Here is a 15,235-nt window from a genome sequence, read left to right as displayed (position 1 = left end):
GTCAGACGAGGCCCCTTGGCACCCCGGTCCTTCCGAATCTCGAAGTCCATAACACCCCTTGAGCTGGGGTGTTGCAACGACCACTAGAACCTAAGCTGGTCGCCGGGGGCTCCGCTGTACGGGGTGTCGGGCCTCAGTGCTTGAGGCGGTAGACGACGGTGTCGCCGATGACGCCGATCATCTCGTAGTGGGTGTCCAGCAGGTTCTCGATCCGCGGGACCAGCACCGGCTGGTACGGGGCGACGCCGGAGTCGTCCACGAAGACCTCGGGCAGGCCGTTGGCGAGCTCCTTGTCGAAGGTCTGCCAGGCGTTGTTGACGCTGAACTGCTCGCCGACGTTGGCGCTGCCGTCCTTGCCGCCGCTGTAGTTGGTGAGGAAGCCGGCGGTCAGGTAGCGGCTCGCGGGCTTGCGGTCGGCCAGCCAGTACAGCTCGGGGTGCATGCCCCAGACCAGCACGGTGTCCTTGGGGGTGGTCTGGGCGGCGACCGCGGTGGCGACCTCGGTGTTGCGGCTCATCTGCTCCCCCGGCCAGGCCAGCGCCAGGCCCCAGAAGACCGTGGCGGCGACCGTGGTGTACACCAGGACGGGCTTCCAGCGGATCGCCGAGGTGGCGACCGCCCCGGTGCCCAGCAGCACCAGCGGGGGCATCAGCTGGAGGTAGTAGTGGCCGAAGAAGTGGAAGCCCACGCTGACCGCGACGGCCGAGGAGAGCAGCCAGACCCACAGGTCGGTGGTCGAGCCGTGCTCCTCGCCGGCCACCGGCAGCGGGCGGTGGCGGTACTTGAACCAGAGCCGGCGGCCGACCGGGAACAGGAAGCCGAGGCCCGCCGCGGCCAGGATGCCGAGGTTGCCGAAGGCCCGGCCGAGCATCTGCAGCCAGGCGCCGCCGAAGGTGGCGTAGTCGCCGCTGCCGGTGACCACCCAGAAGAGGAAGCCCTTGGGTTTGGTGAGGATGACCGCCACCAGCGCTATCGGCACCGCGAAGCCGAACCCGATCTTGAACAGGGCGGGCGGCCAGCGCACTCCGCGTCGGCGGGCGTCCTGGAGGAGCATCCAGAGCACCGGCAGCAGCACCGCGCCGCCGGTCTGCTTGGTCAGCGAGCAGAGCGCGACCGCGATGCCCGCGGCCAGCCAGCGGCGGCGCTCGGCGTACCGGAAGGCGGCCACCATCGCGGGCAGCATGAAGACCTCGAAGGTCGCCGCCTGGGTGTCCTCCGGGGAGAGCCCGATGGAGACCAGCAGGTAGAGCAGTCCGGCGCCGGCCCCGGCCCGGTTGCCCCAGCGGCCGCGGGCGATCGAGGCCAGCAGGATCGCGGTGACCAGGTGGGCCGCCACCGCGAGGGTGCGCAGCGGCCACAGCGAGGCGGAGCCGAAGACGGCGAAGCAGGCCTGGTAGAGCCAGGGGAGGAGCGGGGGCTTGCGGTCCACCACGGTGTCGTAGAGCACCCCGCCGTCCGCGAGCATCCGGGCCTGGGTCGCCAGGAAGCCCTCGTCCGGGCTCCAGACGGGCCGGGCGAAGGACGGGATGTGGGTGGCCACCGCGACCAGGGTGAGCAGCGGCACCAGCCTCGTCCAGTACCCCTGTCGGATGTGGGTACGGGCGCGCGCGGGCAGGCGGTCGACCAGTCCGTCGAGGCGGGGGCGGGTGGGGGTGGGCACGGTTGACAACCTACCGGGCGGGAACGGCGCGGAGAGCGCCGGTCCCGCCATTCAGTGCGATTGTCAGCTCGCCCCGTGACGAACTGTTACGCGGTTACGACAATCGGTCGTCGGCGGAACGGGCGGCGGGTGGCCGGCCCGTTCCGCCGGGGGCGGCTCAGGCCTCGACCGGCGCCGCGGACAGCTTGGCGACCAGGGCGCCCACCTTCTCGGCGATGGCGGGGGCGGTCAGGCCGATCTCGGCCAGGATCTCGTTCCGGCTGGCGTGGTCCAGGAACTCCTGCGGGATGCCGAAGTCGCGCACCGGCAGGTCCACGTCCGCGTCCCGCAGCGCCTGCGCGACGGCCGCGCCGACGCCGCCCACCCGGCCGTTGTCCTCGATCGTGACGACCACCCGGTGCTCGGCGGCCAGGCCCGGCAGGGCCGGGTCGACCGGCTTGACCCAGCGCGGGTCCACCACGGTGGCGGTGACGCCCCGGGCGGCCAGCAGGTCGGCCACCTCCAGGCTGGTCGGGGCCATCGCGCCGACCGAGACGATCAGCACGTCCGCGCGGTGGGCGCCGGCGGGCTCCCCGGCGGCGCGCAGCACGTCCATGCCGCCGACCCGGCCGACCGCGGCGACGGCCGGGCCGACCGAGCCCTTGGAGTAGCGCACCACCGTCGGGGCGTCCTCGACCTGGACGGCCTCGCGCAGCTGGGCGCGGACCTGGTCGGCGTCGCGCGGGGCGGCCAGCCGCAGGCCCGGGACGACCTGGAGGATCGACATGTCCCACATGCCGTTGTGCGAGGCGCCGTCGGTGCCGGTGACGCCGGCCCGGTCGAGCACGAAGGTGACGCCCAGCTTGTGCAGCGCGACGTCCATCAGGACCTGGTCGAAGGCCCGGTTCAGGAAGGTCGCGTAGACCGCGAACACCGGGTGCAGCCCGTTGGTGGCCAGGCCGGCGGCGCTGGTCACGGCGTGCTGCTCGGCGATGCCGACGTCGAAGATGCGGTCCGGGAACTCCTTGGCGAACGGCGCCAGGCCGACCGGGTGGAGCATCGCGGCGGTGATCGCCACGATGTCCTCGCGCTCGTGGCCGAGCGCGACCATCTCCTCGCCGAAGACCGAGGTCCAGTCCTTGCCCGAGTTCTTGACCGGCAGGCCGGTGTCCGGGTGGATCACGCCGACGGCGTGGAAGCGGTCCTCGTCGTTGTTCTCGGCGGCGTGGTAGCCGCGGCCCTTCTCGGTGAGGCAGTGCACGATCACCGGGCCGCCGAAGCCGCGCGCCTTGGTCAGCGCGGACTCCAGGGCGGTCAGGTCGTGGCCGTCGATCGGGCCGATGTACTTGAGGCCGAGGTCCTCGAACATGCCCTGCGGGGCGATGAAGTCCTTGAGGCCCTTCTTGGCGCCGTGCAGCGTCTCGAACAGCTGCTGGCCGACCACCGGGGTGCGCTGGAGGGCGTCCTTGCCCCAGGACAGGAAGCGCTCGTAGCCCTGGGTGGTGCGCAGGGTGGCGAGGTGGTTGGCGAGGCCGCCGATGGTCGGCGAGTAGGAGCGCTCGTTGTCGTTGACGACGATGACGACGGGCAGGTCCTTGGCGTCGGCGATGTTGTTCAGCGCCTCCCAGGCCATGCCGCCGGTGAGCGCGCCGTCACCGATCACGGCGACGACCGGGTCCGTCCTGCCCTGGATCTTGTTGGCCTTGGCCAGGCCGTCCGCGTACGAGAGGACCGTGGAGGCGTGCGAGTTCTCGATCACGTCGTGCTCGGACTCGGCGCGCGAGGGGTAGCCGGACAGGCCGCCGCTCATCTTCAACCGGGAGAAGTCCTGGCGGCCGGTGAGCAGCTTGTGGACGTAGCTCTGGTGGCCGGTGTCGAAGAGGATGCGGTCGCGCGGGGAGTCGAAGACCCGGTGCAGCGCCATGGTCAGCTCGACCACGCCGAGGTTGGGGCCGAGGTGGCCGCCCGTCTTGGAGACCTCGGTCACCAGGAAGGTCCGGATCTCCTGGGCCAGTGCGGCCAGCTGTCCGGGCGTGAGCCGGTCGAGATCGCGCGGTCCCCGAATGCGGGTCAGCAGGGCCACCCGTTCCTCCTCGTTCAGTGTTCGCGGACCACGGACGGTCCGACGGGCGTCGCTGCCCGGTCCGGCGGCAGGCCGGTGGTCGCGGCCGGTACCGACCGGTCGAGTCTAATGTCCGCTACACGGACGCCGAGCGGCGCGCCCGGTGCCACCGACCGGTTACCGCCATTCCGGGAGGTCGGTCGGGGGACGCGGGTCAATCCTCATTGACGAACGGATGTTCTCCGCCGGTTGCGGCCGGACGGGTGAACGGGCCGGGCGGCGGTCGGTGCCGGCCGCGGGCCGGGCGGCGGTCAGGGCCGGCCGAGGGCCCCGGACTCGCCCATCTCGCTCATCACCAGGGCCAGCGCGCCCAGCACCTCGGCGCGGCCGCCCAGGGTGCCGGGGACCACCGACAGCTGACGGGCCGCGCTGGGGATCGCGTAGCGGGCCACCGAGTCGCGGATCGGGGCCAGCACCAGCTCACCGGCCTCGGCGAGGTCGCCGCCCAGGATCACCCGGCGCGGGTTGAGCAGGTTGCACAGGGTCGCCACGCCCGTACCGATCTGGCGGCCGGCGTCGGCGATCACCCGGCGGCAGCCCAGGTCGCCCTGGTGGGCCAGCTCCACCACCCGGGGCAGGGTGAGGTCCGGGCCGAGGGTCGAGGTGAGCAGCGACAGCAGGTAGCGGGAGCCGACGAAGGTCTCCAGGCAGCCCCGGTTCCCGCAGCGGCAGACCGGGCCCGCCTCGTCCAGGGTGATGTGCCCGATCTCACCCGCGGTGCCGCCCGGCCCCCGGTAGATCTGGCCGTTGACCACCAGGCCGGCGCCGACCCCGCTGGCGACCTTGATGTACGCGAGGTCGCTCAGGCCGCGGCCGGCCCCCCAGACCAGCTCGCCCAGCGCGCCCAGGTTGGCGTCGTTGTCCACGTGCACCGGCATGCCGAGCCGCTCCCCCAGCTCCCGGCCCGGGGCGATGCCCGTCCAGCCCGGCAGGATCGCGGTCGAGCCCAGCGCGCCGGTCTCCACGTCGATCGGGCCGGGGACGCCGAGGCCCACCCCGATCACCTTCTCCGGACGGAAGCCGGCCTGCGCGAGGAGGCGCGCCACCATCGCCTCGGCGCGGTCGAAGCCCTGCGCGGCCGAGACGTCCACGTCGATCGGGGCGCTCTCCTCGGCCAGCACCCGGTGGGCGAGGTTGCCGACGGCCACCCGGAGGTGGGTGTGGCCGAAGTCGATGCCGACCACGATGCCCGCGTCACCGCTCAGCGAGACGCTGCGCGCGCGGCGGCCGCCGGAGGAGGTGTCGGCGACCACGACGGTGCCGCTCTCCTTCAGTTCCCGCACGATGTTGGAGACGGTGGCCGCGGAGAGGCCGGTGCTGCGGGCGATCTCGGCCTGGGTGAGCGAACCGGCCATCCGAACCGCGCGGAGCACCCGTTCCAGGTTCGCCCGGTGCAGGGACGACTGTGAGCCCGGTGTGTCCGTCGACATGATCCACCCTCCCAGGGTGGGGAACCCTCCGCCGGGTGTCCCCTTCAACTCCTGAAGGGTACGGGTCGGGGGGTGGCGGGTGGGGGCCGCTGCGCGGGGCCCGGGGTGGCCAGGGGCGTGGGGGCGGGGTGGCCGGGGGGTGAAGGTGTTGCGCGGTGAGGGGGGCCGGGGCCCGGATCGGGTGGTCCTGGGAGCGGGCGAAAACCGGCCGCCACTAGCATGGTGCCCAATCTCACCCGTCCCACCGGGCCGCGGTCGGTACCGGCAGGGGGACGCATCCAGACATGACGGGGAATCAGATGGCAGGGGATCACCCTACGCCGGGTGCAGGCGATGCATCCGGCAGCGGCCCGCAGGGCAATCGGGGCGTTTCGTTCGGGCGGCCGGCGGGCGGTGTGGATCCTGCCGCCGTCGCGGACCAGATGACCCAGCTCGACGGCTCGGCGGTGCCGGGGCAGGGCGGGCCGCCGGCCCAGCCTCCGATGCCCCCGGCACCCCCGGCGCCCCCGGCCCAGCCGCCGGCGGGTGGGGCCGACTACGCCGCGTACGCGCCGACGGCGGCCGGGATGCCGGCCCAGCCTCCGGCGGGTGCGCCGGTCGGCCCGTACGACCCGGTGCCCGGTGGGGGCTACCCCGGGGCGGACGCCGGGCAGGGGTACGGCGGCGGCTACAACTACCAGCAGCAGCCGGGCTACTACCCCGGCGCTCCGGTGCCGGCGGCCCCGAAGCAGCGCAACCCCGTCATGCTCTGGGGCGGGATCATCGGCGGTGTGCTGGCGATCGCCATCGTCATCGGCCTGGTCGTGCTGCTCAAGCCCGACCCCAAGCCGGACCCGGGCCCCGGCCCGGTGGCGAACTCGGGCGGCACCAGCACCGTCGGCGGCGACAACGGCGGGAACACCGTCGCGCCGGCGCCCGCGCCGGACGGCAGCAAGGCCACGTTCAACGTCGCCTGGAACGCCCCGACGCCCTCCAACACCGATGCCACCAACCAGCTGCTCGGCATCTGGGGCACCGACAAGTTCGCCGTCCGCGTCGACAGCGACGGCGTCAAGGCCTACAACCTGGTCGACGGCAAGCAGGCCTGGAACATCCCGGTGCCGTCCGGCAGCAAGGAGGTGTGCAGCGCCTCGTACACCGCCAACTCCAAGAACGTCGCCGCCGTCGCCTTCAACACCGGTGACTACGACTGCTCCACCATCGGCGCCGTGGACCTCACCTCGGGCAAGCTGCTGTGGACCGTCAAGGCCACCGCCGACCGGCTGTCCCAGCCGACCCTGAGCGTCACCGACAACGTGGTCGCCGTCGGCGGCAACGCGGTGGCCGGGCTGAACATCTCCAACGGCCAGCCGGCCTGGCAGTACCAGCCCCGGGACAAGGACTGCACCATGCGGGCCCGCGCGGCCGGCAGCCAGATCGCCATCAGCGACCGCTGCTACATGACCAGCGGCCCGAAGTCGCAGCTGGTCGTCGTGAACGCCGACTCCGGCAAGCCCGTGAGCACCCCGATCACCCTGACCGGCACGATCGAGCAGGTCGACTCGGTCGTCCAGGACGAGCCGCTGGTCCTGCTGATCACCAACGGCCCGAACGGCGACTACATCCTGCCGTTCGACAAGGACAACAAGCCGGGCAACCAGATGTCCGTCAAGGAGGCCGGCTCGGACAGCCTGCGCCTGTCCGGCCAGGACACCGCCTTCACCCGCAACGTGGTGAGCGGCACCACCCTGTACGTCCAGGTCAACCCGACCAAGCCGGCCATCAACGCCTACGACCTGACCACCGGCAAGCGCCTGTGGGCGGCCAGCCCCGGTTCGGGCAGCGGCAGCGACATCCGGCTCGTCACCGGCACCGACAAGGACGGCAAGGTGCGCGCCCTGGTCTCGCAGGGCTACGACAAGCCGTCCCGGCTGGTGACGCTCTCGCCGACCGACGGGTCGATGACCGACATCGGCACCGTCGCCAACGCGAACGGGAAGTTCGACATCAGCATGAGCACCTCGGTGTACTACGTCTCGGACGACGGCAACGCGGTGTACGCGTTCCGCCGGTACACCAACACCGACGGTCCGCTGACCAAGTGGCGGAAGTGACGCGCTCCGGTCGGTGAGCGCGGGGCGGGTCGGGGCCGGTGGGCCCGGGCCCGCCCCGCCCCCGTTCTGCGGTCGGGATTTCCGGTCGGGCCGCTCGTCGGGCATGCGAGGATTCGGTCCATCAGCCTGACGAAGGAGTGCAGCGAGTGCCCGGCACCAACCTGACCCGCGACGAGGCCCGTACCCGGGCCGACCTCATCCGGGTGGACGCGTACGACATCGAGCTCGACCTCGGCTCGGCCCGCGAGGGCGGTACCTTCCGGTCCACGACCGTGGTCCGGTTCTCCGCCACGACCCCCGGCGCCGACAGCTTCATCGACCTCGTCGCCCCGAGCGTCGAGGAGATCACCCTCAACGGCACGGCGCTCGACCCGGCGAGCTTCGCCGACAGCCGCATCCCGCTGCCCGGCCTGGCGGCCGAGAACGAGCTGCGGGTCGTCGCCGACTGCGCCTACAGCAACACCGGTGAGGGCCTGCACCGGTTCGTCGACCCGGTCGACGGCGAGACCTACCTGTACACCCAGTTCGAGGTGCCGGACGCCCGGCGGGTCTACGCGAACTTCGAACAGCCCGACCTCAAGGCCACGTTCAGGTTCACCGTGACGGCCCCCACCGGCTGGGTCGTGGTGTCCAACTCGCCCACCCCCGAGCCGGTCGGCGAAGGCGCCACCCAGGTCTGGGAGTTCGAGCCCACCGGCCGGATCTCCAGCTACATCACCGCGCTCGTGGCCGGCCCGTACGTCGGGGTCTTCGACACCTACGAGAACGGCGAGCAGCGCGTGCCGCTGGCCGTCTACTGCCGCCCCTCGCTGCGCGAGTTCCTGGACGCCGAGGCGATCTTCGAGGTCACCAAGCAGGGCTTCGACTACTTCCAGGCGAAGTTCGACTTCCCGTACCCGTTCCCCAAGTACGACCAGCTCTTCGTCCCGGAGTTCAACGCCGGCGCGATGGAGAACGCGGGCGCCGTCACCCTGCGCGACCAGTACGTGTTCCGCTCCAAGGTCACCGACGCCGCGTACGAGGCGCGCGCCGCGACGATCCTGCACGAGCTCGCCCACATGTGGTTCGGCGACCTCGTCACCATGGAGTGGTGGAACGACCTCTGGCTCAACGAGTCCTTCGCGACCTTCGCCGAGGCCGTCTGCCAGGCCGAGTCCCCGAGCTCCAAGTGGCCGCACTCCTGGACCACCTTCGCCAACCAGATGAAGACCTGGGCCTACCGGCAGGACCAGCTGCCGTCGACCCACCCGATCATGGCGGACATCAACGACCTGGAGGACGTACAGGTCAACTTCGACGGCATCACCTACGCCAAGGGCGCCTCGGTGCTCAAGCAGCTGGTGGCGTACGTCGGCCAGGACGCCTTCTTCGAGGGCGTGCGCGCCTACTTCAAGCGCCACGCCTGGGGCAACACGCGTTTGAGCGACCTGCTCGGGGCGCTGGAGGAGGCCAGCGGACGCGACCTCAAGGCCTGGTCCAAGTCCTGGCTGGAGACCGCCGGCATCAACGTGCTGCGCCCGTCGGTGGTGCTGAACACGGACGGTGAGATCGAGTCCTTCACCGTGCTGCAGGAGGCGCCCGCGCTGCCGGCCGGCGCCAAGGGCGAGGCCGTGCTGCGGCCGCACCGGATCGCGATCGGGTTCTACGAGCTGGTCGACGGCTCGCTGGTGCGGACGGACCGGATCGAGCTGGACGTCGACGGCCCGCGCACCGAGGTGCCGGAGCTGGTCGGCCGCCACCGCCCGGCCGTCGTGCTGCTCAACGACGACGACCTGTCGTACGCCAAGATCCGGCTGGACGAGGACTCGATGGCCGTCGTCACCGAGCACCTCGGCGGCTTCACCGAGTCGCTGCCGCGCGCGCTGTGCTGGGCCTCCGCCTGGGACATGACCCGCGACGGCGAACTCGCCGCCCGCGACTACCTGTCGCTGGCGCTCTCCGGCATCGGCCGGGAGAGCGACATCGGCGTCGTGCAGTCCGTGCAGCGCCAGGTCAAGCTGGCCCTGGACGCCTACACCGACCCGGACTGGCGCGAGCAGGGCCTGCTCCGCTGGGCCGCCGCCGCCGAGGAGCACCTGCGCGCCGCCGAGCCCGGCAGCGACCACCAGCTGGCCTGGGCCCGCACCTTCGCCTCGGTCGCCCGCACGGACGCTCAGCTCGACCTGCTGGCCGGGCTGCTGGACGGCTCGGTCGAGCTCAAGGGCCTGGCCGTGGACACCGAGCTGCGCTGGGCGCTGCTCGCCCGCCTGTCCGCCACCGGACGGGCCGACGAGGCCGCGATCGTCGCGGAGCTGGAGCGGGACAACACCGCGGCCGGCCAGGAGCACGCGGCCAGCTGCCGCTCCGCCCGCCCGACCGCGGAGGCCAAGGCCGCGGCCTGGGCCTCGGTGGTGGAGTCGGACAAGCTCACCAACTACGTGCAGGAGGCCGTGATCGCGGGCTTCCAGCAGTCGGACCAGCGGGAACTGCTGGCACCGTACGCGGCCAAGTACTTCGCCGCGGTGAAGGGCATCTGGGAGACCCGCAGCCACGAGATCTCGCAGCAGATCATCGTCGGGCTGTACCCGGCGCTCCAGGTGACGGAGGAGACGCTCGCCGCCACGGACGCCTGGCTGGCCTCGGCCGAGCCGGCGCCGGCGCTGCGCCGTCAGGTCGTCGAGTCGCGGGCCGGGATCGAGCGCGCGCTCAAGGCCCAGGCGGTCGACAAGGCGGCCGGGGCCCGCTGAGGCCGGTGCCTGCTGCTCGGTGACGCATGCCCGAAGGGGCGCCGGACGGATCGTCCGGCGCCCCTTCGGGGTTCCTGCGGGTCCCGGTGGACCTGTTGCGCGTCCTCGGCGGACGCGGCGGTTCCTCGCGGTTACTTCTTCTTCTTGCCGTACGGCAGACCCGCGAAGGCCGCGATGACGACGAACGCGGCGAGCGGGATCAGCACGTACAGGCCGATGGTCTGGCCGACGCTCAGGCCGGCACCCGGGTCGTCGCCGTCGTCCCTGGTGAGGGCCATGGCGGGCGACGACAGCAGCATCATCAGCGTGACCGTTGCGGAGACCGCGCCGGCTCGCAAAGCGTTCCTCTTGTCCACGATTCCAACTTACCCGCCGCTTACGGGACGGCGCGCGTCGGGGTGGTGCTGGGGGTTCCGCTTGCGGGATCCGGCTACGGGTCCTGGCGGTCGGGGGGCGTGAGGATCCGACCGAGTAGGCGGGCGGCGGGGGCCGCGGCGAGGCGTTCCAGGGTGACCGGGGCGCCCGTGCCGTCGGCGACCGGCAGGCGCCAGTTCGGGTACTGGTCCCAGGTGCCGGGCAGGTTCTGCGGGCGCGGGTCGCCGACCAGGTCCGGCAGCCAGACGCCGACCAGCTCGGCCGGCGTCCGGCCGAGGAAGCGGTACAGGGCCGGCATGGTGAGCGGCTCGTCCGGGGCGAGCAGGCCGAGGGCGGTCAGTTCGGCCCGCCAGGCGGCCAGCTCGTCGGCCGCCTCCTGCTGCTCCTCCGCGAGCGGGCGGGCCAGCAGGCCCAGGCGGTGGCGCAGCTCGACGTGCTCACCGGAGAGCCGGGCGGAGGTGCTCGGCAGGTCGTGGGTGGTGAGGGTGGCCAGGCAGCCGGGGCGCCAGCGGTCGGGAGGCAGGATGGCGCCGTCGGACTGCCAGTCCCGTTCGAACCAGAGCACGGAGGTGCCGAGGATGCCCCGGGCCGCCAGCTCCTCCCGTACGCCCGGCTCGACCGTGCCCAGGTCCTCGCCGATCACGGCGGTGCCGGCCCGGTGCGCCTCCAGGGCCAGCACGCCGAGCATCGCCTCGGCGTCGTAGCGGACGTAGGCGCCCTCGGTGGGGGGATGGCCCTCGGGCACCCACCAGAGGCGGAACAGGCCCATCACGTGGTCGATGCGGAGCGCGCCCGCGTGGCGGGTGGCGGCGCGCAGGAGTTCCGCGTACGGGGCGTAGCCGGCCTTCGCCAGGGCGTCCGGGCGCCAGGGCGGCAGGCCCCAGTCCTGGCCGTGGGCGTTGAAGGCGTCCGGCGGGGCGCCGGTCGAGATGCCGCCGGCCAGCACGTCCTGGAGCGCCCAGGCGTCGGCGCCGTCCGGGTGGACGCCCACGGCGAGGTCGTGGACCAGGCCGACCGCCATGCCCGCGTCGCGGGCGGCGCGCTGGGCGGCGGCGAGCTGCTGGTCGACCTGCCAGGCGAGCCAGCGGTGGAACTCGACGCTCGGTTCGAGCTCCTTGGCCGCCTGGTCGATCTGTGGGCCGTTCGGGTGACGCAGGCCCTTCGGCCAGTGGTGCCAGTCGGCGCCGTGCACCTCGGCGATCGCGTTCCAGAGGGCGTGGCGGCGCAGCCACTCGCCCTCGCGGCGCCGGAACGCCTCGTAGCCGGCCTGGCGGCCGGGGCCGCGCGGGACCTCGTGGAGGAGCTGGAGGGCCTCGCGCTTGAGGGCCCAGACGGCGTCCCGGTCGACCAGGCCGTCGTGGGTGAGGACCTCCTCGCGCAGCCGGGCGGCGCGGTGGACGAGGTCGTCCGCTTCCGTCCGTTGTCCTGCCGTCAGGTAGGCGTACTCGGGGACGGCCTCGATCCGCAGGTGCACCGGGTCGGCGAAGCGGCGGGAGGAGGGGCGGTACGGGGACGGGTCGGAGGGGGTGCCGGGCGTCGCGGGCAGGGCCTGGTGCAGCGGGTTGAGCTGCACGAAGCCCGCGCCGAGTTCTGCGCCGGCCCACTGGGCGAGTTCGGCGAGGTCCCCGAGGTCGCCCATGCCCCAGGAGCGGTCGGACAGCACGGAGTACAGCTGGGTGAGGAACCCCCAGCTGCGACCGGGGAGTCGGGGCAGCCGCTGGGGGGCGACGATCAGCGCGGACCGTTCCTTCCTGCTGTTGCTCTCCGCGGTGAGGGTGTGCCGGCCGAGCGGCAGGTCGGCGGGCAGCCAGTGCGAGTGACCGCGCGACAGCTCCCAACTGCCGCCGTCCTCCAGCTCCACGTGCAGCCGGGCGTCCGCCGGCACGTCCAGCGCGGTGCGGCGGCCCTGCCGGACCACGACGCACGGCGGCAGCAACCGCTCCCGCTGCTCGGCCCGGTGGCGCTCCAGCGCCTCCCGCACCTCCTCCGGCGACCCGGCCGCCACCCCCAGCGCCCCCAGCACGGCCACCAGCGTCCGCGCCCCCACCGTCTGCCCGCCGGCCCCCGGGTACCGGGTGTCCACCCCGTACGCCCGTGCCAGCGCGACCAGTTCGGCGGGCGGCGGCGGCGCGTCCTGCGCCGGGACCTTCCGTCCGTCGGCTCCGTCACTGTCGTGGTAAGCGGCCACTCGCGGCTCCTGCGATGTCTCGGCAACGCCCGGGTAGGACAGCCCAGTCCTACCCGGGTGACGCCTCGATCACGCTGTGCGACACGAGTGCGGGCACTCTCGTCAGTCGGGCCTGCGCAGCGGGATCGGCTGGTCGTCGGCAGTCGGCCTCAGACCGACGAACCCAGCCGGAGACAACATCGCCGCAGACACCTGCCCGTACGACGGAACCACCACGGTCCGCTCGAAGAAGTCATAGGCCCACCCGTCGCGACTCTCCGCCCTGGCACCCTTCCCGCTCACGATTCCCCGCAGCAGCCAGCCCGGCCCACCGCAGCCGAGTACGCGAATAGTCTGCGTTCCAGCCCGACCGGACGGCTCTCTCACCGGAACCTCACACCTGAGTTCGATCCCGGCTCGACCCGTCCAGGCCCGCGCCTGTCCGCCGAGCTGCCGCACGTTGGCCTCAAACTGATCGCGAGACCTTGCCCACGGATCCTGCGCGGTGACATGGAAGGCCTGAAGCTGCAGCGCCACCTCACGCCCTTTTCTGACAGCAACTCCGACCAGACCTCTGGACGGCACGGTACTGAATTCGATCGTGACACCTGGCTCGCGAGGAATCATCAAGCCACCGAGGTCGATAAGATCCGCTTCCCACCGATCCTTTTCCGTTACGTCCCACGGTCCGACATCGACACCCCTCACCGCCTGACGGAGCGGTTCGCCTGCCGGAAGGAATTCGTGATCTTCCTCCATCGGTTCCTTCACTTCGTTCTCCTATCCCCTCATCATCCGGCATCAGCCAGCCAGCTCCCTTCGCATCTTGCCGAGAACTCCCACCCCTTGCCTGCCTGGGGGAAACGTAGTAGGTGCGGAGCAGGTTGACGGTGCGGTTGTGGGTAGTGACGGCGTGGGGATAGTTGCGGACGGACTGGATGGTGAGGGTGGTGCCGTCGGGCTGGCGGAGGTGTTCACGGGGGTGAGTTCGCCGGCGTTTCTCATCGCGACATGATCCGGACAAAGTTGGCGATAGCCCACCCTGCCAAGGAGCTGTTGGGTCACGCCCACATCGGCGTCACCGCGACCGTGTACGCCCACGTCCGGCTCCGCCTCCAGCGCGACGCCATCGACCTCCTCTGCAACGCCCTCCGCGACCCCGCCGTGCCCGCCACCCGATCCGACGACGGCGACGAACCGCCATTTTGTGCAGCACCTGTCCACTGACGTTGCCGTCAACTACTGCCGTCAAACACCCCAGCGGCCCCACCGGAACGACTCCGGCGGGGCCGCTAGCGCTTTTAGAAAATTCCCCGTAGAACTGCCAATACCGGAACTGGGTTTTCGTCTCCTGGAGATCTTGAAGAAGAACTCGAAGGCTGGGAGCAGCCGCGACGCCGCGCATCAGGCCGACTCGCCGAGCGGCAGTAGGACGTGAGTCCTACTTGGGCCACGGCTTCATCCCCCCTAGGCGCATAAACGCAGATCAGCGGGCGATCCACACTCACCATGGGGCCCAAGCCCTCGTAAGGTGTTTCCGATACTCCAGATCAGGCCATTCGCGTAAGCAGCCAGAGCACCGTCCTGCCGCATGAAGATATGCGAATAGCTGAGCCATCAGCCGACAGGAAAACCAGGTGCCGCCGACGGCTGAGCCGATCGCCAAGGATTCTTCCTCATGCCTGCTGCCGACCCCCACGGCGTCGACCGAAAACGGTTTACCGTTGATGAATTTGGGACCGTCCTCACGGGCTGGTCCAACCTTGAGGCCACGGAAGGATTCGAGAAAGTCGATTGCCACTGGACTCGGGATGTACCCCTGTGCCTCCAGGGACTGGATATCGGAGGACACGTCGACATGTCGCCCGGGGTACCAGCCGACCAGCCGCAGGGCAAGAAACCGTTGCCGGATTCAATCGGGAGGTAAAGTCCGCAGGTTCGCCGCTCACTAGTAATTCACCCCCAAGCCATCCATCACCCGCCAGCATGCGTTGCAAGGGGAGGCAGGTGCACCGTGATCACCCTTGGGCGTATCGCCCACATGCACCGTGGACATGGTCCCGCATCGGATTCCCGGCCCACCTTCTCCTGCATACGCCTTACTCAGGCACTGCATCTCCGCCACCCTCTTCCCTCACCCGCGTGAGAATGGCCGTAGCCTCCCGAAGCGCAAGAATGAGAGCACTCGCCTCCTTCTCCAGCCGAAAGATCTTCCCACCAGTCGAATTGTATGCCCGCTCATATACGACCCAAGATTCATAGACGATTCGCAGCGCATCCGAGGCGGCCTGCCCCACAGCAAAGTTCTGCTCAAGCGTCAGCGGCGGCCGACTGCGACTCGCCCACAGTTCAACTCGCGCCTTGGCGGAGACAAATCCTGCAACAACCTCAATGAGTTCGTTGCCGATCATATTGCTGCCCATCATCTGAACAGCGAGATTAATCGTCGCCGAAGCCGTTGGAGACCGCAGCCTATCCGGAGCTTCCCACTTCATTGGCTTTCCTTTGAGCGATTCCCAACCGCTAGCAGCCAAATCTACAGCCTCCTCTGTGGATACGAAGAATTTAGCAGCCATCCTGCAATATTCTGTGAATCCTCTGCGGGCACCTTGAATCCGCCAATCTCAAGGATTCGAGCACAGTAGGTCACGCAATTGTTTGTATTCCTGTCATAGGGCCCCAG

The 15,235-nt window shown here is 70.9% G+C and carries 11 protein-coding genes; 3 read left to right on the top strand and 8 right to left on the bottom strand.

Going from position 1 to position 15,235, the window contains the following annotated elements; all coding sequences use genetic code 11:
- Nucleotides 1-133: 133 nt before the first annotated feature.
- From ACZ58X_RS36040 to ACZ58X_RS36030, 3 genes are all read right to left on the bottom strand, one after another.
- The gene (locus ACZ58X_RS36040) at nucleotides 134-1,660 is read right to left on the bottom strand and encodes an ArnT family glycosyltransferase (RefSeq protein WP_470337798.1); all 1,527 of its coding nucleotides are present in this window, start codon (nucleotides 1,658-1,660) and stop codon (nucleotides 134-136) included.
- A gap of 157 nt (nucleotides 1,661-1,817) precedes the next feature.
- On the bottom strand, nucleotides 1,818-3,722 hold the full coding sequence (dxs, locus tag ACZ58X_RS36035) for a 1-deoxy-D-xylulose-5-phosphate synthase (protein ID WP_470337797.1): 1,905 nt from the start codon (nucleotides 3,720-3,722) through the stop codon (nucleotides 1,818-1,820).
- 290 nt (nucleotides 3,723-4,012) lie between these two features.
- Entirely contained in the window at nucleotides 4,013-5,191 is a 1,179-nt protein-coding gene (locus ACZ58X_RS36030; RefSeq protein WP_470337796.1) for an ROK family transcriptional regulator, read from the bottom strand.
- A gap of 422 nt (nucleotides 5,192-5,613) precedes the next feature.
- Here ACZ58X_RS36030 and ACZ58X_RS36025 point away from each other — a divergent pair, with 422 nt between their 5' ends.
- The gene (locus ACZ58X_RS36025; protein WP_470337795.1) at nucleotides 5,614-7,284 is read left to right on the top strand and encodes an outer membrane protein assembly factor BamB family protein; all 1,671 of its coding nucleotides are present in this window, start codon (nucleotides 5,614-5,616) and stop codon (nucleotides 7,282-7,284) included.
- 146 nt (nucleotides 7,285-7,430) lie between these two features.
- Entirely contained in the window at nucleotides 7,431-10,010 is a 2,580-nt protein-coding gene (gene pepN, locus ACZ58X_RS36020) for an aminopeptidase N (protein WP_470337794.1), read from the top strand.
- 131 nt (nucleotides 10,011-10,141) lie between these two features.
- On the opposite strand, the gene ACZ58X_RS36015 is transcribed toward pepN, so the two are convergent.
- The 3 genes from ACZ58X_RS36015 to ACZ58X_RS36005 all read right to left on the bottom strand — a co-directional run bounded on the left by ACZ58X_RS36015 (nucleotide 10,142) and on the right by ACZ58X_RS36005 (nucleotide 13,323).
- Entirely contained in the window at nucleotides 10,142-10,366 is a 225-nt protein-coding gene (locus ACZ58X_RS36015; protein ID WP_470337793.1) for a hypothetical protein, read from the bottom strand.
- Nucleotides 10,367-10,440: 74 nt separating this feature from the next.
- The gene (gene malQ / locus ACZ58X_RS36010) at nucleotides 10,441-12,573 is read right to left on the bottom strand and encodes a 4-alpha-glucanotransferase (protein ID WP_470337792.1); all 2,133 of its coding nucleotides are present in this window, start codon (nucleotides 12,571-12,573) and stop codon (nucleotides 10,441-10,443) included.
- Between the two features lie 102 nt (nucleotides 12,574-12,675).
- The gene (locus ACZ58X_RS36005) at nucleotides 12,676-13,323 is read right to left on the bottom strand and encodes a DUF3710 domain-containing protein (protein ID WP_470337791.1); all 648 of its coding nucleotides are present in this window, start codon (nucleotides 13,321-13,323) and stop codon (nucleotides 12,676-12,678) included.
- A gap of 240 nt (nucleotides 13,324-13,563) precedes the next feature.
- Here ACZ58X_RS36005 and ACZ58X_RS36000 point away from each other — a divergent pair, with 240 nt between their 5' ends.
- The gene (locus ACZ58X_RS36000) at nucleotides 13,564-13,779 is read left to right on the top strand and encodes a hypothetical protein (RefSeq protein ID WP_470337790.1); all 216 of its coding nucleotides are present in this window, start codon (nucleotides 13,564-13,566) and stop codon (nucleotides 13,777-13,779) included.
- 277 nt (nucleotides 13,780-14,056) lie between these two features.
- On the opposite strand, the gene ACZ58X_RS35995 is transcribed toward ACZ58X_RS36000, so the two are convergent.
- Nucleotides 14,057-14,437, bottom strand: a complete 381-nt coding sequence (locus ACZ58X_RS35995) for an SUKH-3 domain-containing protein (protein WP_470337799.1) — start codon at nucleotides 14,435-14,437, stop codon at nucleotides 14,057-14,059.
- Between the two features lie 214 nt (nucleotides 14,438-14,651).
- Nucleotides 14,652-15,128, bottom strand: coding sequence for a hypothetical protein (locus tag ACZ58X_RS35990; RefSeq protein WP_470337789.1), 477 nt, complete (start codon nucleotides 15,126-15,128; stop codon nucleotides 14,652-14,654).
- Between the last annotated feature and the right edge of the window lie 107 nt (nucleotides 15,129-15,235).

This window comes from Kitasatospora sp. NPDC040550 (assembly GCF_055594965.1).
The sequence above is the reverse complement of the archived record's forward strand: the minus strand, read 5'-3'. Positions and strand labels throughout refer to the sequence as shown.

What these genes read in the sequence shown, in the direction of transcription:
- ACZ58X_RS36030 (WP_470337796.1), bottom strand. Translation starts at nt 5,191, where the DNA reads ATGTCGACGGACACACCGGGCTCACAGTCGTCCCTGCACCGGGCGAAC.
- ACZ58X_RS36025 (WP_470337795.1), top strand. Translation starts at nt 5,614, where the DNA reads ATGACCCAGCTCGACGGCTCGGCGGTGCCGGGGCAGGGCGGGCCGCCG.
- ACZ58X_RS36000 (WP_470337790.1), top strand. Translation starts at nt 13,564, where the DNA reads ATGATCCGGACAAAGTTGGCGATAGCCCACCCTGCCAAGGAGCTGTTG.
- ACZ58X_RS35990 (WP_470337789.1), bottom strand. Translation starts at nt 15,128, where the DNA reads ATGGCTGCTAAATTCTTCGTATCCACAGAGGAGGCTGTAGATTTGGCT.